20 protein-coding genes and 1 pseudogene are annotated in these 23,998 nt (G+C 64.2%); 16 read left to right on the top strand and 5 right to left on the bottom strand.

Annotation, left to right across the window (positions count from 1 at the left end):
* Positions 1-214 precede the first annotated feature (214 nt).
* Positions 215-974 (top strand): annotated as a pseudogene (locus ABIB66_RS31620) (serine acetyltransferase domain-containing protein).
* Between the two features lie 35 nt (positions 975-1,009).
* Here ABIB66_RS31620 and ABIB66_RS31615 read toward each other — a convergent pair.
* Positions 1,010-1,528: a DUF2231 domain-containing protein gene (locus tag ABIB66_RS31615; RefSeq protein ID WP_354204693.1), complete on the bottom strand. Its 519-nt coding sequence runs from the start codon at positions 1,526-1,528 to the stop codon at positions 1,010-1,012.
* A gap of 413 nt (positions 1,529-1,941) precedes the next feature.
* Between ABIB66_RS31615 and tolQ the strand changes: the two genes are divergently transcribed.
* The 11 genes from tolQ (at position 1,942) to ABIB66_RS31560 (ending at position 15,825) form a co-directional block, all read left to right on the top strand.
* Positions 1,942-2,658, top strand: coding sequence for a protein TolQ (gene tolQ / locus ABIB66_RS31610; RefSeq protein ID WP_007596319.1), 717 nt, complete (start codon positions 1,942-1,944; stop codon positions 2,656-2,658).
* 43 nt (positions 2,659-2,701) lie between these two features.
* Positions 2,702-3,151 (top strand): protein TolR, encoded by a 450-nt coding sequence (gene tolR, locus ABIB66_RS31605; protein WP_018453789.1) that lies wholly within the window; start codon positions 2,702-2,704, stop codon positions 3,149-3,151.
* 3 nt (positions 3,152-3,154) lie between these two features.
* Positions 3,155-4,114 (top strand): cell envelope integrity protein TolA, encoded by a 960-nt coding sequence (tolA, locus tag ABIB66_RS31600; protein WP_354065944.1) that lies wholly within the window; start codon positions 3,155-3,157, stop codon positions 4,112-4,114.
* A 41-nt stretch (positions 4,115-4,155) separates the two neighbouring features.
* Positions 4,156-5,499 carry a Tol-Pal system beta propeller repeat protein TolB gene (tolB, locus tag ABIB66_RS31595; RefSeq protein ID WP_275169703.1) on the top strand — a complete coding sequence of 448 codons (1,344 nt, stop codon included), beginning with the start codon at positions 4,156-4,158 and terminating at the stop codon, positions 5,497-5,499.
* Positions 5,500-5,742: 243 nt separating this feature from the next.
* Positions 5,743-8,073: a putative bifunctional diguanylate cyclase/phosphodiesterase gene (locus ABIB66_RS31590; RefSeq protein WP_354204695.1), complete on the top strand. Its 2,331-nt coding sequence runs from the start codon at positions 5,743-5,745 to the stop codon at positions 8,071-8,073.
* Between the two features lie 161 nt (positions 8,074-8,234).
* Complete coding sequence (locus tag ABIB66_RS31585) at positions 8,235-8,999, top strand: N-acyl amino acid synthase FeeM domain-containing protein (RefSeq protein ID WP_275169598.1); 765 nt, start codon at positions 8,235-8,237, stop codon at positions 8,997-8,999.
* 270 nt (positions 9,000-9,269) lie between these two features.
* A complete protein-coding gene (pal, locus tag ABIB66_RS31580) occupies positions 9,270-9,758 on the top strand; it encodes a peptidoglycan-associated lipoprotein Pal (protein ID WP_026232595.1) in 489 nt (162 codons plus the stop codon).
* A gap of 187 nt (positions 9,759-9,945) precedes the next feature.
* Positions 9,946-11,001 carry a tol-pal system protein YbgF gene (gene ybgF / locus ABIB66_RS31575; protein WP_275169597.1) on the top strand — a complete coding sequence of 352 codons (1,056 nt, stop codon included), beginning with the start codon at positions 9,946-9,948 and terminating at the stop codon, positions 10,999-11,001.
* A gap of 76 nt (positions 11,002-11,077) precedes the next feature.
* Complete coding sequence (tilS, locus tag ABIB66_RS31570; RefSeq protein WP_354204698.1) at positions 11,078-12,130, top strand: tRNA lysidine(34) synthetase TilS; 1,053 nt, start codon at positions 11,078-11,080, stop codon at positions 12,128-12,130.
* A 266-nt stretch (positions 12,131-12,396) separates the two neighbouring features.
* A complete protein-coding gene (gene ftsH / locus ABIB66_RS31565) occupies positions 12,397-14,319 on the top strand; it encodes an ATP-dependent zinc metalloprotease FtsH (protein WP_007596301.1) in 1,923 nt (640 codons plus the stop codon).
* A gap of 291 nt (positions 14,320-14,610) precedes the next feature.
* Positions 14,611-15,825: an ABC transporter substrate-binding protein gene (locus tag ABIB66_RS31560; RefSeq protein WP_354204700.1), complete on the top strand. Its 1,215-nt coding sequence runs from the start codon at positions 14,611-14,613 to the stop codon at positions 15,823-15,825.
* Between the two features lie 889 nt (positions 15,826-16,714).
* On the opposite strand, the gene ABIB66_RS31550 is transcribed toward ABIB66_RS31560, so the two are convergent.
* Positions 16,715-18,196 (bottom strand): hypothetical protein, encoded by a 1,482-nt coding sequence (locus tag ABIB66_RS31550; RefSeq protein ID WP_354256903.1) that lies wholly within the window; start codon positions 18,194-18,196, stop codon positions 16,715-16,717.
* A gap of 298 nt (positions 18,197-18,494) precedes the next feature.
* On the opposite strand from ABIB66_RS31550, the gene ABIB66_RS31545 reads away from it, so the two are divergent.
* Entirely contained in the window at positions 18,495-18,659 is a 165-nt protein-coding gene (locus ABIB66_RS31545; protein ID WP_106941974.1) for a Flp family type IVb pilin, read from the top strand.
* Positions 18,660-18,892: 233 nt separating this feature from the next.
* Here ABIB66_RS31545 and ABIB66_RS31540 read toward each other — a convergent pair whose 3' ends face one another.
* Positions 18,893-19,876 (bottom strand): phosphatase PAP2 family protein, encoded by a 984-nt coding sequence (locus ABIB66_RS31540; protein ID WP_354204707.1) that lies wholly within the window; start codon positions 19,874-19,876, stop codon positions 18,893-18,895.
* Between the two features lie 270 nt (positions 19,877-20,146).
* Here ABIB66_RS31540 and ABIB66_RS31535 point away from each other — a divergent pair, with 270 nt between their 5' ends.
* Positions 20,147-20,827, top strand: coding sequence for a TetR/AcrR family transcriptional regulator (locus ABIB66_RS31535; RefSeq protein WP_063994778.1), 681 nt, complete (start codon positions 20,147-20,149; stop codon positions 20,825-20,827).
* Positions 20,828-20,978: 151 nt separating this feature from the next.
* Here ABIB66_RS31535 and pyk read toward each other — a convergent pair whose 3' ends face one another.
* Together pyk and ABIB66_RS31525 are read right to left on the bottom strand one after the other, a co-directional pair.
* Positions 20,979-22,415: a pyruvate kinase gene (gene pyk, locus ABIB66_RS31530; protein ID WP_354065960.1), complete on the bottom strand. Its 1,437-nt coding sequence runs from the start codon at positions 22,413-22,415 to the stop codon at positions 20,979-20,981.
* Positions 22,412-23,005 (bottom strand): DUF1036 domain-containing protein, encoded by a 594-nt coding sequence (locus ABIB66_RS31525; protein ID WP_354204709.1) that lies wholly within the window; start codon positions 23,003-23,005, stop codon positions 22,412-22,414. The genes pyk and ABIB66_RS31525 overlap by 4 nt, the downstream gene beginning before the upstream one ends.
* Before the next feature lie 177 nt (positions 23,006-23,182).
* On the opposite strand from ABIB66_RS31525, the gene ABIB66_RS31520 reads away from it, so the two are divergent.
* Positions 23,183-23,485, top strand: coding sequence for a DUF1244 domain-containing protein (locus tag ABIB66_RS31520; protein WP_354204711.1), 303 nt, complete (start codon positions 23,183-23,185; stop codon positions 23,483-23,485).
* A 210-nt stretch (positions 23,486-23,695) separates the two neighbouring features.
* Entirely contained in the window at positions 23,696-23,968 is a 273-nt protein-coding gene (locus ABIB66_RS31515; RefSeq protein ID WP_007596286.1) for a DUF2312 domain-containing protein, read from the top strand.
* Positions 23,969-23,998: the final 30 nt, after the last annotated feature.

The following is a 23,998-nucleotide window of genomic DNA, read 5'->3' as shown; positions in this document are numbered from 1 at the left end:
TGTTGAATGAGATACTTTGCCTGAACACTCGGGCCAGCGCGGCAGCACGAACCTCAGACCATAGCTTCGGCCGGGAACTCGACTGACTTCATATATATGATCGCCGCCGCCTGGCATGCAAGCTCGTAGCCTCACGGGGAGCGTGGCGTGCGGGCTGCCGACGGCCTATATCCGACAGTGAAAAGGAAGCGTCAAAACACCGCAGGCGGCAACGATGACGGAAGCTGCGATCATGCCGAGCGAGAGCCTCTGGCAGAAAATTCGCGACGAGGCGCAGCGCGCAGCGGCAGCGGACCCCATCTTCGGCAAGGCTCTTGTCGGTCTCATTCTCGCCCATGACGATTTTACCGCCGCACTTTCCGATCTGATCGGACGCCGGCTTGGCGGCAGCGCGGCCGAACGCGAGCGCTTCACAACATTTTCCCGCGACGCCTTTGATAGCCAGCCGGATCTGATCGAGGTGGCCGGCCGCGACCTGCAGGCCATCGTGCTCCGCGATCCCGCCATCGCGGGACTGTTGGCGCCGCTGCTGCACTTGAAGGGCTACGTCGCCCTGCAGGCCTGGCGCGTCTCGAACTGGCTCTGGCATCATGACCATCGCGACGCGGCGCTGCTGTTTCAGAACGAGGCATCGAACGTCCTGCAGGTCAGCATTCATCCGGCGGCGAGCCTGGGATCGTCGGTGTATCTCGACCACGCCACCGGCATCGTGATCGGTGCCAATCGGCGACGAGGCCACCATCCTTCAGAACGTCAGCATCGGCCGCAGCACGGAACTGCCGGCCCGCTCGCCTCGCATTGGTCGCGGCGTTTTCATCGGCTCCGGCGCGACAATTCTCGGCGACGTCAGGATCGGCGATTTTGCAAAGATCGGCGCCGGGACGGTCGTGACGAGCGACGTGCCCCGGGGCTGCACCGCAATCGGCAATCCCGCGCGGCTGACCAATCGCCCCGAGCCTGCCGCGGCGGTCTGACTCGCCCTCACGTCATCAAGCGACGTGCTCCTCGTTCAGGCGGCGCGGCGGTGGCTCTCGCCGCCATGATGCGGCGTGACCGGCTCCGAACTGGTCTGGCCCGGCGCGTCAAGTACCGCGACATGATGCCGGTAGACCATTTCCCAGCCCTTCCATCCCGTGAACAGCAGGATGCCGACCACGATCAGCGAGAGCGCCACGCCCCACGGCTTGACCGCAGCCTCCGCGCCTTGCGCGTAGCGAAGGTAGAAATTGATCACGGCCAGCACGACGGCCACGAGATTGCCGATCATGTGATACCAGGCATCGTTGAGACCGCGGATACGCGGCTCGCTGAAAAAGTCGACAAAGCCCGCCACGGCGGCAACGAGCGCCATGACGATGCCGGCGCCGATCAGCCACATGGCGGCTCTGGCCCAGAAGCCGTCACCGGTTCCGATGAAGGCGAGATCGGCGATGGGCGCGCCGACCAGGAAGGCGATGGGGAACGGGATGATCATGGGGTGGAGCGGATGATCGCCGATGGCGGCGGTCGTCTTGGGGTTGATGCTCATGGCAAACCTCGCCGAAGGTTGATTTTCCGGACAATCGCCAAGGTAAGGGCTGGTTCCTCCGCCGCGATGTCAGCAACCGCCGGGGCCGGCAGCTTGCCAACCGCCTGCAACGCCTGGCTTTCCTGCAGCCAAATTCGGTCCCGGTAATCCCGCATTAACCATCGCCGGGCTCTGGTAAGGGCGGACAATCGCGCCCAAAGCCCGAAGTCAAGCCGCTGGGGTCGAGGCCCATAGTTTTGACATCTTGGCAGGGAATGCAGGCGGCCGGCTTTGGACGAGCCCCCTGCACCCCAAAAAGATTAAGGCTTTGAGCGGGCTTGCCGGTCGCGCCGGTGCTAGCGCGGCAGTTGGGAACCGGCGGTGATTTGCCGGCCGGGACATTAGGTAACGATCGCCTTGAGAGGATGCCGCTTATGAATCCGGCCGACGTGGCTCAGTCAGCCCTTCCGGTTGCCGCTTCCGCGGACGTGTCGCTGATCGCGCTGTTCTGGCAGGCTCACTGGATCGTGAAAGCGGTGATGCTGGGGCTTCTCGCCTGCTCGGTCTGGGTCTGGGCGATCGCCATCGACAAGATCTTCCTGTTTGCCCGCACCCGCCGCTCGATGGACCGCTTCGAGCAGGCTTTCTGGTCCGGCGAGTCGATCGAAGACCTCTATCGCACGCTCTCGGCCAAGCCGACGCATTCCATGGCGGCCTGCTTCGTCGCGGCGATGCGCGAGTGGAAGCGTTCGTTCGAGAGCCAGGCCCGCTCGGTCGCAGGCCTTCAGATGCGCATCGACAAGGTCATGAATGTCTCGATCGCCCGCGAGGTCGAGCGGCTGGAACGCCGGCTGCTGGTGCTCGCCACCGTCGGCTCCGCTGGCCCCTTCGTCGGCCTGTTCGGCACCGTCTGGGGCATCATGTCGAGCTTCCAGTCGATCGCGGCGTCGAAAAATACCTCTCTGGCGGTGGTGGCCCCCGGCATCGCGGAGGCGCTGTTTGCGACCGCCGTCGGCCTTATCGCCGCCATTCCTGCCACTATTTTCTACAATAAGTTCACCTCCGAGGTGAACCGGCAGGCCCAGCGGCTCGAAGGCTTCGCCGATGAATTTTCAGCCATCCTGTCACGCCAGATCGACGAGCGGGGCTGACGGACGGCATGTATAGTGTGAAGGGCAATTTGGGCACCAGACCATGGGCATGAACGTTGCGAGTTCGTCCGGAGGCGGTGGGCGCCGTGGCCGGCGCAAGCCGGTCGTGGCCGAAATCAACGTCACGCCGATGGTGGACGTGATGCTGGTGCTGCTCATCATCTTCATGGTGTCGGCGCCGATGCTGACGGTCGGCGTGCCGCTCGACCTGCCGCAGACCCAGGCCAAGAGCCTCGAAAACAACGACCAGAAGCCGATCCAGATGTCGGTCGACATCAAGGGCAAGGTGTTCATCAACGACGCCGAGATCGCGATCAACGAACTGATCCCGAAGCTGAAGGCGATCACGGACGCGCGCGGCGGGCTCGAGGAACGCATCTATCTGCGGGCCGACAAGAAGGCCGATTACGGGACGGTGGCCAAGGTGATGGGCCAATTGTCCGGCGCAGGATTCAAGAAGCTGGCGCTCGTCACGGAAGCGGATCAGGGGTAGACCGTGAAGGTGAAGGTCGACAAAACACTCGTTGCGTCGATTGCCCTCCACGTCCTCGTGCTGGGATGGGGGCTCGTCACCTTTAGCAGCAGGGCTTTCGTCGCGCCGGAAGAGTCGCTGCCGATCGACATCATCTCCACCGACCAACTCGCGCAGATGATGTCGGGGCAGAAGACCGGCGACAAGAAAGAGCCGAAGCCGAAGGTCGAGAAGATCGCGGAAGCCAAGCCCGAGGAAGACGCCGTCGGCAAGGTCACCGAGAAGAAAGAGCTGATCAAGACCAACTCGACACCCGAGCCGCCGCCCAAGCCCGTCGAGAAGCCGGTTGAGAAAAAGCCAGAGCCGCCCAAGCCCGTGGCTGAAGCCAAGCCCAAGGAAGAGCCGAAGCCGCCGGAAAAAAAGCCTGACCCGGCCAAGGAAGATCCGATCGCCGAACTGCAGAAGAAGCTCGAAACCAAGAAGCCGCCGCCCAAGCCGCCCGAGCAAAAGGTCGCGGCGGTGCAGCCGCCGCAGCAGCCGAAACCCAAGGAGCGCAGCTTCGATCCAGCGCAGATCCAGCGCGATCTCGACAAGCGCGCCGCGACCCGGCACGAACTCGCCGGCTCGACGCTGAATGCGTCGGCCTCGCTGGGATCGACGACCGGAACGGCCGCCAACAACATTGCGACCTGGCGGGGAGCGTTCCAGGGGGCGGTGAAGCGCTGCTTCACGCCGACCTATAACGGGCAGGATGCGGATCAATACGAAGCCGACATCGACATTCCCATGAAGATCGACGGATCGCTCGCCTCCGAGCCGATCGTCGTTGCGGTGAGGGGACCGTCGCGGTCGATCGCACAGGCGGTGGCGGAGAGTGCCAGACGCGCCATCGTGCAGTGTCAGGTCTATTCGTTCATGCCGAAGCAGCAATACGAGAGCTGGAAGCTCATTCCGATGACTTTCGGCCTGAAAGACATGTTGTGACATCCGAACAAAAGAATTTTGCGATGAATGACGTTCGATCGATGAACCGCCGCCGCTTCATGACCCTGACCGGATCGACGCTCGCGATGCTGGGGGGCGGCCACGCCTTCGCCCAGGGTCAGCCGCGGCTTCGCATCGATCCCACCGAGTTTCGGCCGATCCCGATTGCGATCACCAACTTCGTGCCGGGCTCGCCGGCCGACGGCGATGTCGGCAACGGCGTCACACAGGTCATCACCAACAATCTGAAGCGCTCGGGCCTGTTCGCGCCGGTCGACCAGGCCGCTTTCATCGAGCGCATCAGCAACATCGACGTCGCGCCGCAATTCGAGAACTGGAAAACCCTCAACGCGCAAGCCCTCGTCACCGGCCGCATGACGCGGCAGCCGGACGGACGCCTCAAGGCCGAATTCCGCTTGTGGGACGTGGTCACCGGCCAGCAGCTCGCCGGCCAGCAATATTTCACCTCGCCGGAATATTGGCGCCGCATCGCCCACATCATCTCCGACCAGATCTATGAGAAGCTGACCGGCGAGAAGGGCTATTTCGACAGCCGCGTGGTGTTCGTCGACGAGACCGGGCCGAAGGAGCGCCGCGTCAAGCGGCTCGCGATGATGGACCAGGACGGCGCCAATGTGCGCTATCTGACCCGCGGCTCCGACCTCGTGCTGACGCCGCGCTTCTCGCCGAACTCGCAAGAGATCACCTACATGGAGTTCGGCCAGGGCGATCCGAAGGTCTACCTGTTCAACATCGAGACCGGCCAGCGCGAGATCGTCGGCAACTTCCCGGGCATGACCTTTGCGCCGAGGTTCTCGCCAGACGGCCAGCGCGTCATCATGAGCCTGCAGCAGGGTGGCAATTCCAACCTGTTCGTGATGGATCTGCGCTCGCGCTCGACCACGCGCCTCACCGACACGCCCGCGATCGACACCTCTCCGTCCTACTCCCCGGACGGCACCCGCATCTGCTTCGAGTCCGATCGTGGCGGCAGATCGCAGATCTATGTCATGGCCGCAGGCGGCGGAGCGGCGCAGCGCATCTCTTTCTCCAAGGACGACAACAACGCCACCTATTCGACGCCGGTGTGGTCGCCGCGCGGCGATTACATCGCCTTCACCCGGCAAGGCGGCGGGCAGTTCTCGATCGGCGTCATGAAGCCGGACGGCTCCGGCGAACGGCTTCTTACCTCCGGCTATCACAACGAAGGTCCGACCTTCTCGCCGAACGGCCGCGTGCTGATGTTCTTCCGCGATCCCGGCGGCAGCGGCGGGCCGTCGCTGTTCTCGGTCGACATCTCGGGACGAAACGAGTTGAAAGTGCCGACGCCGGGCTTCGCCTCCGACCCGGCATGGTCGCCGTTATTGTCCTCGACATCGGGCTAGCCGCCCGTCCTCGGTGCGCGATGATTTGACCGCGCGCCTTTTTCGAAAACTTGGCGCGATGTTTCCCCGCGATAATTGTTCTTTAAGGTTGCACTCGGCAAACTTTTCCCATCGGTTTGTTTCTATTGATGTATTTCGACTATTGGTCGCTCAAAACAACTCGACTTTAACGATGTTCCCTCAGAAAGACTTCATACCGGATCGGTAAAACTGCGCTCCAGACAGGACGCGCGTAAACACCAGATGCAGTTTGCAAGTCAGAGCGGAGAGCCGGAACAGCGGCCGCCGAAAACTTCGGCGGCGCAAATCGATTCGCTGTTCGAAGCGCCTGGTCCGCTGCTGGCAGGACTCATTTTCGTGTCGATCGGTGCGGCCCTCACCGCCCTGAGGACGGGCGAGCCGCTGATCTGGGCGTGTGTCGCGCTTCTTGTCCTGGCCGGGTCCGCACGGGCGATCGACCTGCGCCTCTATCAGGCACGTCAGTCGGCCATGACAGTCGAGGCGGCCGCACGCTGGCAGAAGCGCTATCAGATCGGAGCCAAGATCCAGGCGGCTGCGATCGGCATCTGGTGCGCCACGGCCCTGTTGGCCACGGACGACGCCGTGGCCCACATGATCGCCTTGTCGGTCACCACCGGAATCGCGGCGGGCGGCGCGGGCAGGGCATATGGCCGGCCTGCGATCTTCCACCTCCAGGCCGTGCTGATTTTCGGTCCGGCCGTGCTTGCCTTGGCACTGCGTGGAACGCCCTACTACATCGCGATGGCGCTGGTCAGCGCCGCGTTCCTGATGGCGATCATGCAGCTCTCGGTGAATCTGCACCGAATCTTCATGGGAGCGGTCGTGGCACGGGAGCGTGAAGCCGCGCTCGCCGGCCAGTTCGATACGGCGCTGAACAACATGCCGCACGGCCTCTGCATGTTCCGCGTCGACGGACAGCTGGCGGTCATGAACCACCGCTTCGGCGCAATGATGAATCTGCCGGAAGGTCTTGCGCAGCGCGGCGTCAACGCGCGTGACATCGTCGCGGCATGCGTCAGCGCCGGATCCATCTCGGCTGGGAGCGGCGAGCGGATCGTCGCGGACATCGAGAGTTCGCAAGCCACGGAGATCATCACCGCCGACCCCGATACGCAGCGAAACCGGTCGTTGTCCTGGACTGTCCAGCCGATGGCTGACGGTGGCGCAGTGGTGCTGCTCGAGGACATTACCGACCGTCGCAGCGCCGAAGCCAAGATCACGCATCTGGCGCGCTACGACGACCTCACCGCGCTGCCCAACCGCGTTCATTTCCGCGATGAGATCGAACGGCTGCTGGCGATCTCGCACGATGCCGAGCGCCTGTCTGCGCTCTTGTTCGTCGACCTCGACCAGTTCAAGCAGGTCAACGACACGCTCGGCCATCCCTGCGGCGACCAGCTCCTGTGCGCGGTCGCCAACCGTCTGCGCGAGATGCTGCGCCCGGAGGATTTCGTCGCCCGCTTCGGCGGTGACGAATTCGTCGTGTTCCAGGAGAACATCTCCTCGCCCGAGGACGCCGCTGCGCTGGCGCGCCGGATCGTCGAACGGCTGAGCGAGCGCTACCGCATCGACAATCATCTGGTCGAGATCGGCGCCAGCGTCGGCATCGCGTTGACCGCGCCCGAGGGCATCAGCGCGGACACGCTGCTCAAGAACGCCGACATGGCGCTGTATCGGGCCAAGGCCGACGGCCGCGGCACCTTCTGCTTCTTCCGCGACGAGATGGCGGCGACCGTCGAGGCGCGCCGCATCCTCGAGCTCGATCTGCGGAAGGCGCTCGCTAACGAGGAGTTCGAGCTGTTCTACCAGCCGCTGGTCAATCTGAAGTCCGGCAAGATCACGACGTGCGAGGCGCTGCTGCGCTGGAATCATCCGGTGCGCGGCACGGTCTCGCCGGTCGACATCATCCCGGTCGCCGAGGACATGGGCCTGATCGTCGATCTCGGCCGCTGGATCCTGCGCCGCGCCTGCATGGAATGCATGAAATGGCCGGAGGGCGTCAGCGTCGCCGTCAACTTCTCGCCGCAGCAATTCCACCAGCGCGACGTCTTGAGCGAAATCCGCTACGCGCTCGAGGTTTCGGGGCTCCCGGCGCATCGGCTGGAGATCGAGATCACCGAATCCTCGCTGTTGCGCAACACCCAGCTCACGCACGACATCCTGTCGCAATTGCATGCGATCGGCGTGCGCATTTCGCTGGATGATTTCGGCACCGGCTATTCGAGCCTCAGCTACCTGCATAATTTCCCGATGCAGAAGGTGAAGATCGACCGCTCCTTCCTCGAAGGCATCGATGCCGACCGGCCGCTGACGCTGCTGCGCGGCGTGGCGCGGCTATCGGCCGATCTCGGCATGGCCGTCGTGGTCGAGGGCATCGAGACCAATGATCAGCTCGAGCTGATCAGCGCCGACGGCACCGTGACCGAAGGGCAGGGCTATCTGTTCAGCCGGCCGGTGCCGGCGGTCCGGATTCGCCAATTGCTCAATGCCTCGCATGGCCGTCGCGGGGCTGAGGACCAGATCGTCATGGTGTCCTCGCGATCGATCGCCTGATCTTTCACTGCCTGCTCCCTCAACGCCCTTGGCTCTTGTTCGCCCGTGTTTTTGCGGGCTGCAAAGGTTAACCCTAACGTTTCTAAGCCTTTGCAATTCCGTTAATGAACCATTAATCTCGTCACACTCGCAGAAGTTGCTTTGGAGTGTAGGGGTACTGGATGACGTCTGGAGCTGAACCGCAAACGGTGCTCCTTCCGCGGGGAGCCGCTCTGTTTGACCGCATCGATTACCGCCTGATCGAAACTCCTGAGGACCGAGACAACCTCTATCTGATGCGGTACCGGGCCTATCTGCACGCCGGACTGATCGAGCCGTCGGAGTCGCGGCGCGTGACCGATCGCTTCGATGATGCGCCCAACACCTGGAATTTCGGGGTCTATGTCGATGGAGAGCTCTGCAGCTCCGTTCGCATTCACGTCCTGACGTCGGACTGGCGGATGTCCTACACGACCGAAGTGTTTGGCGACGTCCTGCATCCCCGCCTCGACCGCGGCGAGGTTCTCATCGATCCATGCCGGTTTGTTGCTGATCCCGAAAAGCACCAGCGTTTTCCGGAGCTGCCCTATCTGACGGTGCGGCTGGCTTTCGTGGCTTGCGATCATTTCAACGCCGACACCGGGCTGGCCATGATCCGGACCGATCATCAGGCGTTTTATCGTCGCATCTTCCTGCACGAGACCATTTCACCGGAGCCCCGCGGGTTTCCGGGCTGGCCTACCAAGAAGGCCGTGTTGATGGCGTCCGATTTCCGCAACCAGCGGGAAAAGGTCCTGACGCGCTTTCCGATCATGCGCTCCAGCGCTTTTGAGCGGCGCATGTTGTTTCAACGCAGCAGCCCGCGCCAGGCGGCCCCGCGCCCGGTGTCGCTGGCCACGCAGCGGACCCCTGATGTCGCCGCCTCGGCAACCGGTTCTGCCCGCTAGGCCCCAGGGTCTGGCCTCAGGGTCTGGGCCGAGGGGCTCCACGCGACGAGCCTAAATTCCAGCAAAGGCCGCGGTTTTTGCCGGTCGGCGCAGCTTGCCTTCACCATCGCGCCACATTTACAACCCATTAACCATGACGTTTGCTTTTCGCTGGTTGGGGGCATTTGACCGGCTGTGGCAAGGTTCCATCAAGGTTGACGGAACGTTCGCTTAACCAACCCCCTGTAGACCGGACAGCAGTGGACGAAACGTGAGCGTGGAGGCTCCGGAATGAAACATCCTATGCGCATCCTCCAGGGATTGAAGCTGGCCGCGGTGCTTGCCGTCGCGTTGTCGATGGGTGCCTGCGCCAACAAGAACTCTGCCACGGATGCGATGGCCAACGCGGCGACGCCGGGCAGCCAGCAAGACTTCGTCGTCAATGTCGGCGACCGCGTGTTCTTCGAAAGCGACCAGACCGATCTGACCCCGCAGGCGATCGTGACCCTGGAGAAGCAGGCGCAGTGGCTCCAGAGCTATCCGCGCTACAGCTTCACCGTCGAAGGTCATGCCGACGAACGCGGCACCCGCGAATACAACATCGCGCTCGGCGCTCGCCGCGCCCAATCGGTGCGTTCGTTCCTCGCCTCGCGCGGCATCGATCCGAACCGCATGCGCACGATCTCGTACGGCAAGGAGCGGCCGGTGGCCGTTTGCAACGACATCTCCTGCTGGTCGCAGAACCGCCGCGCCGTCACCGTGCTGAACGCGAGCTCCTGACGACCGGTCAGGCGCCGTTCATCTTCAGAAACCGATTATGCCGGCGCCCTTTCGGGCGCCGGTTTCGTTTCAGCGATCTGTGACAGAAACCCGTTTGTTACAGTCACAGTTTTGGCGTACTCCCCTTCAATGTGTGGCGCGTCGAATGTTCGGTCGCAGGCCATTTCGCTTTCGTCGTCAGGGCAAGATGTCATCCAGATTTAAGGTCTTCACCGGCACCGTGGCGATCGCCGCGCTGCTCTCTTTGTGCTCGCCCGCCCTCGCACAGTCGGACGATGCAGATCCCGAGATGCGGATCGAGCGGCTGGAGAACCAGCTGCGCCAGCTCACCGGCCAGAACGAAGAGCTGCAATATCGCAACCGCCAGCTCGAAGAGCGGCTGCGAGCGCTTGAGGGCGGCGCGCAAGGTGCGCCCGGCCAGGCGGCGGTCCAGCCCAACGTCGCGGCCATGCCGCCCGCGCAAGCCGCGCCGGCCTATCGCCAGCAGCCGCCGCACCAGCAAGCGGCCCAGCCGAATTACGAGCAGCCGCAGATCGCCTCTCCCGCGCCGATCGTTCAGGAGCAGCCAGCGCCCGGCGCGCCGGGCACGCGCCGCCGCGGCGATGCCTTTGACCCGAACCAGAGCCCGAATGCGCCGGGTGCGCCGCGCGCGCTCGGCGGCGGGCAGCAACCGATGCCTGCAGGTGCCCCAAGCGGCGCGCCCGGCGGCCGTGGCGCCGGCGAACCGCTTGATCTCGCCAACACCGGTCCGCGCTACCAGCAAGGGGTGCCGCCGGCAGCGCAGCCCGGTTATCCGCCGGCCCAATCCGGATCTCCGGCATCATCAGGCGCCCCGGCGCTGACGACCCTGCCGCCCTCGGCCACGCCGCGCGACGAATTCGACCTCGGCATCGGCTACATGCAGCGCAAGGACTATGCGCTGGCCGAGCAGACCATGAAGAATTTCTCGCAGAAATATCCGAGCGACCCGCTGCTCGGCGACGCGCAATACTGGCTCGGCGAGAGCTATTTCCAGCGCCAGCAATATCGCGACTCCGCGGAAGCCTTCCTCGCCGTCACCACCAAATACGACAAATCCGCCAAGGCGCCGGATGCGCTGCTGCGGCTCGGCCAGTCGCTGGCCGCGTTGAAGGAGAAGGAGGCCGCCTGCGCCGCCTTCGGCGAAGTCGGCCGCAAATATCCGCGCGCTTCCGCCGGCGTCAAAGCCGCGGTCGACCGCGAGCAGAAGCGGGTGAAGTGCTGACCCGCGGCGATTGATCCTGACAAGGCGGATCGCGCTGCGCTAAACATTCGGTCCATCCGCGGACGATTGCAGCGTCATGTCAGACGACAACTCACCGATCTCGGCGCGTGAGGCCAAGCGCCTCTTCGCAGGCCTGAAAGGCGCGCAGGGACTATTGCTCGCGGTCTCCGGAGGGCCCGACTCCGTCGCGCTGATGTGGCTTGCGGCGCGCTGGCACCGCAGCCTCGCGCGCGGCCCGCGTCTCAGCGTCGTCACCATCGACCACGGCTTGCGGCCGGAGGCGGCGCGCGAGGCGCGCGAGGTCAAGCGTCTGGCGACCGGGCTTGGCTTGCCGCACCGGACCGTGCGCTGGCGCGGGGCAAAGCCGAAAACGGGACTGCCGGCCGCCGCGCGCGAAGCCCGCTACCGTCTGCTTGTGCAGGCCGCGCGTGTCGCCGGGGCGAGCCACGTGCTGACCGCCCACACCCGCGACGACCAGGCCGAGACCCTGTTGATGCGTCTTGTCCGCGGCAGCGGATTGGTCGGGCTGTCGGCGATGGCCCGTCTCACCGAGCGCGGCGGCGTCGTCCTTGCGCGTCCGCTGCTCGATGTTCCGAAGGCGCAGCTGATCGCGACCTTGAGGAGGGCGAAGATCAGCTTTGCCGACGATCCCACCAACCACGACGCTGCCTTCACCCGGCCGCGGCTGCGTGCGCTGCTGCCGCAGCTCGCGGCGGAGGGCGGTGATGCCCGCAGCCTGGCTCGGCTCGCGGCAAGGCTGGCGCGCGCCAATGCGGCCGTCGAGGTGCTGACCGATGGAGCCGAGCGCTTCCTCCGTTTGCGGGATCGCGGCGATGCGCCGCAGGCCGGCCTTCGAAGCCTCGAGGCCTCCGCGTTTGCCGCCCTGCCGGAGGAGGTCCGGCTGCGGATCCTACTGCGGGCCATCAACGCGTTCGGGCACGAGGGACCGGCGGAACTCGGCAAGGTCGAATCCCTCCTGGCCGTACTCGATCAGGCCATTGCCTCGCGTCCCCGCGCACCCGCAAATGGCCGGCCAGCCCTGAAGCAGACGCTTGCAGGAGCCCTGATCAGCCTTGCCGGGGAGCGTATCCACATCGCGCCGGCGCCGGCCCGGCGCAAGGGGGGATAAGGCGGATCATGGCACCGGCTCGTTTCGCGACCGCGCCGTGAGGACACCTTAACCAGGCCGGAAAAAGCGGGATCAGGGCGCCATTATTTCAGCGGGAATCGGACTAAGATGGGCTAAATAGTCCCATCTCGTTCCCTTGGCAGCGACCGGAGCGACACCTAGATTGTATCCGTCTAACCGAGAGGATTCCTTGGGGATTTCCTCGCGCTGCCCAAATAACTGCCCAAGGCTCAGGCCGCGATCCGCGCGACCACGAAGGAAGATCGATGAACGCCAATCTGCGCAATTTCGCCCTCTGGGTCATCATTGTCCTGCTGCTGTTGGCGTTGTTCACGCTCTTCCAGAATCCGGGTCAGCGCGCCTCCTCGCAGGACATCGCCTTCTCCCAGCTCCTGAGCGAGGTTGACCGCGGCAATGTGCGCGACGTCGTGATCCAGGGGCCGGACATTCACGGCACCTTCACCAACGGCTCGAGCTTCCAGACCTATGCGCCGAGCGATCCGACGCTCGTGAAGCGCCTCTATGACAGCAAGGTGCAGATCACCGCGAAGCCGCCCGGCGACAACGTGCCGTGGTTCGTCTCGCTCTTGGTCTCCTGGCTGCCCTTCATCGCGCTGATCGGCGTGTGGATCTTCCTGTCGCGACAGATGCAGGGCGGCGCCGGCAAGGCGATGGGCTTCGGCAAGTCGCGCGCAAAAATGCTGACTGAAGCGCATGGTCGCGTCACCTTCGAGGACGTCGCGGGCGTCGACGAAGCCAAGCAGGACCTGCAGGAGATCGTCGAATTCCTGCGCGACCCCGGCAAATTCCAGCGCCTCGGCGGCCGCATTCCGCGGGGCGTGCTGCTGGTCGGCCCTCCCGGCACCGGCAAGACCCTGATCGCGCGTGCGGTCGCGGGCGAAGCCAACGTGCCGTTCTTCACCATTTCGGGTTCTGACTTCGTCGAGATGTTCGTCGGCGTCGGCGCCAGCCGCGTCCGCGACATGTTCGAGCAGGCCAAGAAGAACGCGCCCTGCATCATCTTCATCGACGAAATCGACGCCGTCGGTCGTCATCGTGGCGCTGGCCTCGGCGGCGGCAATGACGAGCGCGAGCAGACGCTGAACCAGTTGCTGGTCGAGATGGACGGCTTCGAGGCCAACGAGGGCGTGATCCTGATCGCCGCGACCAACCGTCCCGACGTGCTCGATCCCGCGCTGCTGCGTCCCGGCCGCTTCGACCGTCAGGTCGTGGTGCCCAACCCGGACGTCGTCGGCCGCGAGCAGATCCTCAAGGTCCACGTCCGCAAGGTGCCGCTGGCGCCGGATATCAACCTCAAGACCATCGCGCGCGGCACCCCGGGCTTCTCCGGCGCCGACCTGATGAACCTCGTCAACGAAGCCGCGCTCACCGCCGCCCGCCGCAACAAGCGGATGGTGACCCAGGCCGAGTTCGAGGAAGCCAAGGACAAGGTCATGATGGGCGCCGAGCGCAAGTCGCTCGTCATGACCGAGGAAGAGAAGCTGCTGACGGCCTATCACGAGGGCGGCCACGCCATCGTCGGCCTCAACGTCGTCGCGACCGATCCGATCCACAAGGCGACGATCATTCCGCGCGGTCGTGCGCTGGGTATGGTCATGCAGCTGCCCGAGCGCGACAAGCTGTCGATGTCGCTGGAGCAGATGACCTCGCGCCTTGCCATCATGATGGGCGGCCGCGTCGCCGAAGAGCTGATCTTCGGCCGCGAGAAGGTGACTTCGGGTGCGTCGTCGGACATCGAGCAGGCGACGCGTCTGGCGCGCATGATGGTGACGCGCTGGGGCCTGTCCGAGGCGCTCGGCACCGTGTCCTACGGCGAGAACCAGGACGAGGTTTTCCTGGGCATGTCGGTGTCGCGCACCCAGAACGCATCGGAGGCGACGGTTCAGAAGATCGACACCGAGATCCGGCGCTTCGTCGAAGAAGGCTACAACGAGGCAACGCGTATTCTCACCGAGAAGCGCGCCGATCTCGAAGCTCTCGCCAAAGGCCTGCTCGAATTCGAGACGCTCTCCGGCGACGAGATCATCGACCTGCTCAAGGGCAAGAAGCCGAACCGTGAGTCCGTGCTTGAGCCGACCACCCCGCGCGCCTCCGCCGTGCCGCCGGCCGGCAAGTCGCGCCCGCGGCCCGATCCGGATCCCGGCCTGGAGCCGCAGCCGCAGGCGTAATCGAGAGCGGCAGATGGAATTGAAAAACGCGGCGGAAACGCCGCGTTTTTTGTTTGAGCGGCGCTTTTCAAACGTGGGCAGCTGAGTATCTCGCGACGAATAGGTAGGTGCGCAAAGCCGCCCTTGCGCAGTGCCGACCATCCATGGGGCGCCGCCGTTGCCGGCACCCTTACCTTTGCTCGCTCTCCGATCCCCGCGACTCATAGCGATTGGAGTCTGCGATGATGTCGTGGCATGCTCTCCTCAATGAACGCGCGGCTCGACCGCGCAGACAAAGGGGAGGGCAAGCCGATGCGTTTTGCGAGGGCATTGGGCGCGCTTGGCGCCGTATCGTTCGTGACATTCTCGTTCCTGTCCGCCCCATCCGCCGCCGCCGAAATGCGCGGCGTCAGCGCGACCGAGATCAAAATCGGCCAGACCATGCCCTACAGCGGGCCGGTGTCGGCCTTCGGGGCGCTCGGCAAGGGCGAGGTCGGCTATTTCAAGATGCTGAACGAGAAGGGCGGCATCAACGGGCGCAAGGTCAATCTGATCTCGCTCGACGACAGCTATGCGCCGCCGAAATCGGTCGAGCAGACCCGCAGGCTGGTGGAGAGCGACGAGGTGGCACTGATCTTCTCCTCGATCGGTACCGCCCACAACACGGCGATCGCGAAATACCTCCAGTCCAAGAACGTGCCGCAGCTCTTCATCGGCTCCGGCGCCTCGAAATTCGCCGACCTCGCGCAATATCCGCAGGCGACGATGGGCGTGCAGGCGCCGTTCCGCTATGAAGCGCGGCTCTATGCGCGTTACGCGCTGGCGAAGAATCCGAACGCGAAGTTCGCCGTTATCTCGCAGAACGACGATTACGGCCGAGACTATCTCGCCGGGCTGAAGGACGTGCTCGGTGCAAACTACGATAGCGTCGTCACGGGCGCGACCTACGAGATCCAGGACCCGACCATCGATTCCCAGATCGTGAAGCTCAAGGCCTCGGGCGCCGACGTATTCGTGATCGCGGCGACGCCGAAATTCGCGGCGCAAGCGATCCGCAAATCCTTCGAGATCGGCTGGCGGCCCATGACGTTCCTGTCCAACGTTGCGGTGTGGGTTTCGACGGTGATGGAGCCTGCGGGACTGGAAGCCGGCACCGGCATCCTCTCCACTGCTTACGTGAAGGACCCCGACGATCCCGCCTGGAAGGACGATTCCGGCGTCAGGGGCTGGCGCGAGTTCATGACCAGATATTTGCCGGAGGCCGACCAGCACGACACCAATTACGTCAACGCCTACAACAGCGCCATGGCGCTGGAGGCGGTGCTGAAAGCCTGCGGCAATGATCTGTCGACCGAGAACATCCTCAGGCAGGCGTTTGCGATCCGCGATCTCGAATTGCCGATGCTGCTGCCCGGCATCAAGGTCAACACCGGCACCACCGACCATGTCCCGGTCGACCAGATGCAGTTCATGCGCTTCAATGGCAAGAGCTGGGAGCGCTTCGGCGAACTGCAGACGGGCAATTGATGATTGATGAGGGATCGGCTTTTTGGTCGATCCACTGCGAGTCCGGAACTCGATCATCTCTCCCGATTGGGGAAGGTTTGACTTCCTGGACGCCCAATTCAAAGCGCTGAGACGGGTACTGAAATCCCGATCAGCCCGCGAACACTTGCTATGTCCGCTACGCCCACGGAAGCGAAGAGCGGCAACTTGCCTTGGCGCGTCGACTACGGGGCCAACAGCAGAAATACCTGCTATCGTTCGACGTATGTTGCGAACACACAATTGGATAACGACAACCGGCGGTCCTCACCTGCTGATTGCTGACGAACAACTCCCGCATTGGCGGGGTATCGAAGGATGGCGCGGTCATGAAGATCCGGCCGACCAAAGCGACTATGCCCGTGCATGCAGAGTGAGAACTTGGCTGGGATCAATTGCCTGCTACCAAGGCAGCGCTGTTGTGCTATCTGGCGATGCCGGCGACATCGCGTGGTGCTCCAGTGGTCACCGTGACAGGGGCTTTCTCGTCAATGGCTTGGGGTTGATGACGAAAGACTCATCGAACCTGCGTTGCAAAGTCCACAACTGCGGAACCTTCTGAAAAGTTCAAATGCTGAACGCCTGGAATTCGGCACAGGTGCGTCCGGTGCAATGTGGTTGCTAGATGCATCGGATAGAGGAGACGATTTGCGCAGTAAACATCAGGTTCTGGCGTTACGACCAGGAAGCTATCTCGCGAGAGCCGCTTGCTACCGATCTGCCGGGCTTGCGATCGTCGTTCGCGAAATTTGCTGGATCGGTCCACTTTCCGACGAAGTCGGCTAAGGAGCAGACGGCGAGGTGGCCCGAGCGCCTGTTCAGGTCTGCTTCACGCTTTGAAGCGGACGTCCCATTCACGGGAGCTACGTTTTCACTTCGGCGGCGTCACAGCCGCATCGTCCCGAACATGGATCACTGCGATGTCGTCCGTATAGATCCGCTTCCAACCCTTGAGCATGTCCAGGATCTGCGGTCCGGGCGCATCGGCGGTCAATAGCGTTGCGTCGATCTTGTATTCGTCGAGCAGGCGCGGAAGCAGCTCGGGCTTCCTGCCCTCGGTCGCCTTGAAGAAGTCCATGACGAATTTCTCGCCATAGAGCTCGGCGCGGCCGTCGACGTAAACAGGGACGTCGCGCGAGATCAGATAGCCGCCGAACTGGTAGGCGTTGAAGATGCGCTGGACCTTGCGTTGTTCGAGCAAGTCGACTGCCGCGACCGGGGTCTGCGTCATGGTGAAGGTGAAGTGGTGATGCCGCATGTAAAGCGAGGTCGAGGTCCAGCTCGCGGCCACGATCATCAGCGCGCCAAGCGCGGTGACATAGCGGGCCGGCCAGCGGTCGGCACCGGTTGCGTCCGGCTGCGGGCGCGAGGCCAGCTGGCCCAGCGGCTTCGCCAGCACCAGCGGCACCAGGAACGCGAACGCCTCGATGCTCCTGACGTGGGTCAGCGCACTCCAGGTCAGGAACAGGATCAGGAATATCCTGGGCGCCGAGAGCACGAGGCCGCGATAATAGCCGAATGCGATCAGACCGAGCAGGGCGCCCTCGAACGAGGAGAAGGTGGCAAAGTTCGCCGGCATCCATTCGTAGATCAGCGAGAGCAGCTCGCCCAGGCTCAGGATGTTGGTCGCGCCCAGCAGCGTTCTCCAGCCGTACGGCGTACAGCAACTCGCGACCAGTGCACCGATCCCGAACAGCACCCAGCGCAGGAACAGCTGCAGCCGCCGTCCTTTCTCGGCGTGCTCGATGGCCTCGAGTGAGATCGGACCGATCAGCGCCAGACCGAGCACGAAGCCGCCATGCAAGTTCGCCCACAGCGCCATCAGCGGCAGCCAGTACCAGGACGGTGCGCTCCTGCGGTCGGCAGCCGCCATCAATAGGCCGACCCACGCCACCATCACAGGCAGCGCCAGGATGTGGGGACGCGCCAGGACGTGATGCAGCGACAGCAGCAGGGCCAGCATCGCAAACAGCACTGCGCGGGGTGCCTCGATCTGTGCCTCGAGCAGATGGACGAAGATCGCGGCCGTGAGCGCGACTCCCATCGCGGTGATGATGACGGGACCTGCCCAGCCCCCTTGCGCATGAGCGAAAGCGAACAGCACTTGCGACAGCCACGACGTTGAAATCCACGGCGCGCCCGTCCGCGTGAAGGAAAAGATGTCCGTGTACGGCATGGCGCCGTGATCCAGGATCCATTGTCCGATCTTGATCTGCCAGAACGAGTCAGAGTCCTGAAGCAGCGTGTCGCCGACATACACGAAGAAGAGATAGGCACCCGCACCGACGCACAGCGGCACCAGGGTTCGCGCACGACCCTGCACCGTGATGCTGTTGGCAAAGGAAAGGGACATGCCGCCTCGTCGTCCTGTTGTTTCTGTCGGGGTGCCGAGCGGTCGACATTGGACCACGGCGGTCATAATTCCGGGTAAACCGGTCGTGCCGGGCGGCTTGAATGTCTCAACATTTAACGGATCGTTTTAGATTTCGGTTTACCATCGGCGAATACACGCAAACCGCTCTGTGTTTCCGCAGTCGAATTAACTGCGGCGCAATTCTTTGCCACTACGTTCGGTTCCATGGTCAAGCGGCGCTGGGAAGCCCAAAAAGACCAGATCAGTTGTAGCCTCGTGTACTCATTTGGAGCTCTTTATGAAGAACCTCGTTGCGCGTTTCGCGAAGGATGAATCCGGCGCCACCGCCATTGAATACGGTCTGATCGCCGCCGGCATCGCGCTGGCGATCATCACTGTCGTCAATAACCTGGGCACCACGTTGAACGCCAAGTTCACCTCGATCTCGACCAGCCTCAAGTAAGGCCGGACAGATCGCGAATTTAGAGAGCCCCGTCCTTGACGGGGCTCTCTGCTTTTGGCCGACGATTTCCGGATCTGGGAGGTCGTGAAGCTGTAGCAAGCTTGTGATGCGGCAAAGCGTCTGCCGCAGCTCCAAGAGCGCAGACGGAAGTGCTCGCACCGTTGAGAACATTGAAGGTTGAAAGTTGCTGGTGGGACAGCGCTACGCGCGGACCCTAGGCAACTTGCCGCCCGTCATTCCGCGAGGCCGGTCTGCCAGACCGCCGACGGTGCAGGCGCGGCAGACGTTTGCTGCGCGCGGCGCTGCCATTCGAGATAGAATTTCGCCGCCCAGATCGACGCTGCGGCGACTGCGATGCCGCCGGCGACGTCGATGACGTAATGCGCGCCGATCACCGGAGTCGCCGCGATCATCAGCAGATTGAGCGCGGCCGCGATGCCGCCGAGGCCGCGCACCGGCCACAACGCCCACATGTAGAGCACGGCGGACGCGGCGTGGAAGCTCGGAAACGAGACAATGCCGGCGAGGAAGAACAACCGGAGCTCGTGCAGGCTACCGTCGCGAAGCGCGAGAATGTCGCGCAACTGCCCGGCATAGATCGCGGTGTTGATTTCGGGAAAATGCGCGGCGGACAGCTGCAGCCCCCAATAGGTGCCGATCGCGGGCACGACGGCGGAGATCGCGATGGTGACTGCGAGCGCGAGGCTCATCGCAAGCATGAACAATTGCAGCCGCATATAGTGCGCCGTCAGTGCCAGCACGACGGGGATGCCCAGCAGCGGCAATTTGATCAGCCCGTATCCGCGAGCCAGACAGTCCGCGAGCCAGGGATGGTCGTTGACGTATCGCGCGATCGGTTCGGGATCGAGGCCGAGAGCACGGTCGATCGCAAGCAGCGCCTGGTCCTGCAGTGGCCAGTTCAGCTTGGCCGCCACATAGCTGAGCGGTCCGACGATGGCGCAGGTGAGAATGATCTGTCCGATCGTGCCGAGCGAAAACAGCAGCTTCGGGTCGGCAAGCTCGCCTTTGACGATGCGGTGGCCATAGGCCACCGCGAGCAGGAGTGCAGCGACTGCCAGCGTCACGCCGTAGGCGACCGGTTCGAGGCTCAGGCCGGTGAAGGAGAGACCGAGCGCCAGCAGGGTGCCCATGGCTGCGATGGGAAGCCAGTTCAGGTGGAAGAGCTGCCAGGCGGTCCGGGCGTCCGTGTCGACCATGCTGCACCGAGGTGGGATCGCAATACCGCAGCACAGTCGCGGAGCAGGTTTAAGATGGCGGTAACGATCGTGGTTACCCCTTCACCAAAGCAGTTCGCGAGGTTTTCAGCTGTTTGAGCTCGCACTTATTTTTGGCGTGACGCTTCATGCATTTGCACCTTGTCATCCACTCTGAATAGTTGTTCAGTCCTTGCGGGGCGATTTGCGACATCAGTGACGAAGCGTTCGGCCGCAGGGCGTGCGGCTGGCGTGTGGGACAGGAAGCGCGCCATGGTTTATCGGCGGACGCATCAAGTGGTGAAGCGCCTTGCGGCTCGGCGCAGTGCGATACTGGCGGCGGCGCGGGAGGCAGCGGCGGAAGGCGGGATGGCGGCGGTGCAGATTGCGCCGGTCGCGGTTCGCGCCAGCGTCGCGGCGGGTACGGTCTACCGCTACTTCCCCTCCAAGGCCGATTTGATTTCCGAATTGATCGCCGAAGTCTCGCGCGACGAGCTCACGGCGATCCGGCGAGCCGCCGATGCCGCGCCGGGGCCGTCCTCGGCGCTGGCGGCAGCCGTGACCACCGTGGCGGTCCATACCCTGTCGCAGCGCAGGCTCGCCTGGGGCATCCTGGCCGAGCCGGTCGATGTCGATGTCAGCGCTTCACGCCTCGCCAGCCGGCGCGAGATCGCGGGCGAGATGGCCTCCCGGATCGACGCCGCCGTGCGCGCCGGCCACCTGCCGGCGCAGGACACTGCGCTCGCCGCCACCGCGCTGCTCGGCGCACTGCACGAGGCCCTGGTCGGACCGCTTGCGCCGGACAATCTCGACGACCCCGCCAGGATGCGCGATGCGGTGCAGACCGTGACGCTACTGGCGCTCCGCGCGGTCGGCGTCATGGACGCCCGCGCCAGGGGTCTCGTTGTGCAGCAGACGCTGCTGCCGACGGCGAAAGCGCTGGTTGGGGCCTAAAACGTCCGCCTGATCGACCGGCGGACCTGATCGCGCCCAGGCCATTGCCCGAGTTCGCCTTTGCGACAAACCCCAGTACATTCGCCGGACCCGCCGGCTACTGTGCATGGGGTTGTTTTCGACGTTTTTTGTTTGCCGCGTGCTGGCGGACCTAGATATTCGCTTCGCCCTCGGGGCCGACCGAGGCGATGCGCACCATGTTGGTGGTGCCGGGGATGCCGAGCGGCACGCCGGCGACGATGATCACGCGCTGGCCGGCCCGGACGAAGCCGTCGCGGAACGCGATCTGGCCGGCGCGGCTCACCATGTCGTCCTGGTCGCGCGCGTCTTCCGCCACCACGCAATGCACGCCCCAGACGACCGACAGCCGGCGTCCAGCCGCGACGTTCGGCGTGATCGCCACGATCGGCGGCTTCGGCCGCTCGCGCGCCACGCGCACGGCGGTCGATCCCGAGCTGGTCCAGCAGATCAGGGCCGGCAGGTCGAGCGTCTCGGCGATCTGCCGCGCGGCGTCCGCGATGGCGTCGCCTGCGGTAGCTTCCGGGGCGGGACGCTGTGCGGTGATGACGGAGCGATAGATCGGGTCGCGCTCGACCTCCTCGCCGATGCGGTTCATGGTCGAGACGGCCTCGACGGGGAATTTGCCGGCCGCCGATTCCGCCGACAGCATGATGGCGTCGGCGCCTTCGTAGACGGCGGTGGCGACGTCGGAGACTTCGGCGCGGGTCGGCACCGGCGACTGGATCATCGATTCCAGCATCTGGGTCGCGATCACCACCGGCTTGCCGGCGCGCCGCGCCATGCGCGTCATCTGCTTCTGCAGGCTCGGCACGCGTTCCAGCGGCAGCTCGACGCCGAGATCGCCGCGCGCCACCATCAGGGCGTCGGAGGCGTCGATGATGTCGGCCAGGCGATCGATCGCCTGCGGCTTCTCGATCTTGGCCATCACCGCGGCGCGGCCGCGGATCATCTTCTTGGCCTCGAGCACGTCGTCGGCGCGCTGCACGAAGGACAGCGCGATCCAGTCGACGCCGGTGACCAGCGCCGCCTCGAGGTCGGCGCGGTCCTTCGGCGTCATTGCCGAGACCGGCAGGTCGGTGTCCGGCAGGCTGACGCCCTTGCGATCGGACATCCGGCCGCCGACCACGACGCGCGTCACCGCGTGCTCCTTCGAGGTCTCCTCGGCGATCAGCCGCACCTTGCCGTCGTCGAGCAGCAGCGAATGGCCCGGCCGCAGCGCGGCCAGGATCTCCGGATGCGGGAGCTGGACGCGGGTGGTGTCACCCGGCGCCTTGTCGGAATCCAGCGTGAAGGTCTGGCCGTTCTGGAGCTGGACCGCGCCTTCGGCGAACGCGCCGAGTCTGAGCTTTGGTCCCTGGAGATCGACCAGAATGCCGATCGGCCTTCCATAGCTGCTCTCGACGTTGCGGATCGTCGCCACAAGCTCCCGCATCTTGTCATGCGGGGTGTGGCTCATGTTGATGCGGAACAGGTCGGCGCCGGCCTCGAACAGGCGGCGGATCATCGCGAGGTCCGAAGAGGCGGGTCCAAGGGTCGCGAGAATCTTGATACGGCGAAGACGCCTCATGGCTTACTTCCAGACGGGGGCGAGGGAGCTGGCGGGAGGCCAGGCGCGGCGGGGGGCGTACCACCGGGCGGGCCATTGGGCAAACCGGGAACCCCCGGACCAACCGGGCCGGGTAGACCGGGCACGCGCTGCTGTTTTGACGGCTGCTCGTTGGCATCGGTGAGCTGCACCGTCCAGGCCCGCTGCTCGCCGGTGTCGACCTCGAAATAGCCGGTCCGGTCATAGCCGCGCGCAAGGCAGTCCTCGGTGCCGCGGATGGTGAACTCCTTGTCGCGCGAGCACATGAAGGCCTGCCCCGACCATTCGCCGCCGCGGTCATAGTCGATGGCGTAGATGTAATAGAAGCGGGCCACCAACGTTCCCCGCAGCAGCGTCTCGCAGGAACGGGACGAGATGTTCCACCAGCCCTCGGTGGTCCAGCCCTCGGCATCCTTGTAGCCGAGCGCGATGCCGACCCGGCTCGATGTGTTGTTGCAAAGCCGGAAATCGGCGGAGGCCGGGCTGGCCCAGAGGCACAGCAGGCCAACCACCAGCACCGGGACCAACCGGGCGAGCAGGCGAAGGCGGGAGCGGGGAGATTCGGCGATCATTGTCGCGGAAGCTATATCAGATCATTGACGATTTGGCGTAGGGCCCGGGAACTGTCCCGAAGCCGGCTTCGCGCCCGTCTGCGCCGCGATATGGCAAAATCTGTGACAGGCCCCACCTGATCTCGTAAGGGTGACCCATCCAGGTCACAGCCAATTCGTAAGCCGAGGGATCCAGCCATGGCAATCGACGACAAAACCAGAACGGAACTCGAGGCTGCCGCTTTCCGGCGCCTGGTCGATCATTTGAAGACACGGACAGACGTCCAGAACATCGACCTGATGAATCTCGCGGGCTTCTGCCGCAACTGCCTGTCCAACTGGCTCAAGGACGCCGCCGACGCCCAAGGCGTCGCCTTGAGCAAGGACGAGAGCCGGGAAGCCGTCTATGGCATGCCCTACGACGCCTGGAAGTCGAAATACCAGGGCGCGGCCACGCCTGAGCAACTCGATGCTATGAAGAAGGTTCATCCCGGGCACTGAACGGCCTCGCCGGCAGCCCGATAATGCGGTGCCCTTGAGTCGCATCACACAACAGCTTTCTTCGACGCGCCGCAGGAAGGTGTGGGCGCGCTGTGGACGAGCGCGATGCTGCCTTGAACGCGAGAGGTCCGAACCCTAAGGGTCTAACCAGCACGCGCGGTGAGGATGCCGGCGTCACCTCGTTTTGCCAGTTCCATTGGGAGTACCAAGATGGCCACCTCCGCCGCCGTCCGCGACGACGAGCCCGCGACGAAATTTGCCAAGGACCAGCTCAAGTCCATCATCGAGCGCATCGAGCGGCTGGAAGAAGAGAAGAAGGCGATCTCCGACGACATCCGCGACGTCTTCGCCGAGGCCAAGGGCAACGGCTACGACGTCAAGGCGCTGCGCACCATCGTGCGCATGCGCAAGCAGGACCCGAACGAGCGCGCCGAGGCCGAGACGATTCTCGAGACCTACATGCAAGCTCTGGGGATGATCTGAACTATCGCGGTCGTCCTGGCGAAAGCCAGG

Origin of the sequence: Bradyrhizobium sp. F1.13.3, from assembly GCF_040548265.1 — a bacterium.
Taxonomy (GTDB): Bacteria; Pseudomonadota; Alphaproteobacteria; order Rhizobiales; family Xanthobacteraceae; genus Bradyrhizobium.
This window is presented reverse-complemented; position numbering and strand designations above follow the sequence as displayed.

Bases quoted from the DNA above. Each gene is read 5' to 3' on its own strand.
- ABIB66_RS31550 (WP_354256903.1), bottom strand. From the start codon at position 18,196: ATGTCCCTTTCCTTTGCCAACAGCATCACGGTGCAGGGTCGTGCGCGA.
- ybgF (WP_275169597.1), top strand. From the start codon at position 9,946: ATGTCATCCAGATTTAAGGTCTTCACCGGCACCGTGGCGATCGCCGCG.
- tolQ (WP_007596319.1), top strand. From the start codon at position 1,942: ATGAATCCGGCCGACGTGGCTCAGTCAGCCCTTCCGGTTGCCGCTTCC.
- tolR (WP_018453789.1), top strand. From the start codon at position 2,702: ATGGGCATGAACGTTGCGAGTTCGTCCGGAGGCGGTGGGCGCCGTGGC.
- ABIB66_RS31560 (WP_354204700.1), top strand. From the start codon at position 14,611: ATGCGTTTTGCGAGGGCATTGGGCGCGCTTGGCGCCGTATCGTTCGTG.
- ABIB66_RS31585 (WP_275169598.1), top strand. From the start codon at position 8,235: ATGACGTCTGGAGCTGAACCGCAAACGGTGCTCCTTCCGCGGGGAGCC.
- ABIB66_RS31590 (WP_354204695.1), top strand. From the start codon at position 5,743: ATGCAGTTTGCAAGTCAGAGCGGAGAGCCGGAACAGCGGCCGCCGAAA.
- tolB (WP_275169703.1), top strand. From the start codon at position 4,156: ATGAACCGCCGCCGCTTCATGACCCTGACCGGATCGACGCTCGCGATG.
- ABIB66_RS31520 (WP_354204711.1), top strand. From the start codon at position 23,183: ATGGCAATCGACGACAAAACCAGAACGGAACTCGAGGCTGCCGCTTTC.
- ABIB66_RS31535 (WP_063994778.1), top strand. From the start codon at position 20,147: ATGGTTTATCGGCGGACGCATCAAGTGGTGAAGCGCCTTGCGGCTCGG.
- ABIB66_RS31540 (WP_354204707.1), bottom strand. From the start codon at position 19,876: ATGGTCGACACGGACGCCCGGACCGCCTGGCAGCTCTTCCACCTGAAC.
- pyk (WP_354065960.1), bottom strand. From the start codon at position 22,415: ATGAGGCGTCTTCGCCGTATCAAGATTCTCGCGACCCTTGGACCCGCC.
- tilS (WP_354204698.1), top strand. From the start codon at position 11,078: ATGTCAGACGACAACTCACCGATCTCGGCGCGTGAGGCCAAGCGCCTC.
- ABIB66_RS31525 (WP_354204709.1), bottom strand. From the start codon at position 23,005: ATGATCGCCGAATCTCCCCGCTCCCGCCTTCGCCTGCTCGCCCGGTTG.
- ABIB66_RS31515 (WP_007596286.1), top strand. From the start codon at position 23,696: ATGGCCACCTCCGCCGCCGTCCGCGACGACGAGCCCGCGACGAAATTT.
- ftsH (WP_007596301.1), top strand. From the start codon at position 12,397: ATGAACGCCAATCTGCGCAATTTCGCCCTCTGGGTCATCATTGTCCTG.
- ABIB66_RS31545 (WP_106941974.1), top strand. From the start codon at position 18,495: ATGAAGAACCTCGTTGCGCGTTTCGCGAAGGATGAATCCGGCGCCACC.
- ABIB66_RS31615 (WP_354204693.1), bottom strand. From the start codon at position 1,528: ATGAGCATCAACCCCAAGACGACCGCCGCCATCGGCGATCATCCGCTC.
- pal (WP_026232595.1), top strand. From the start codon at position 9,270: ATGAAACATCCTATGCGCATCCTCCAGGGATTGAAGCTGGCCGCGGTG.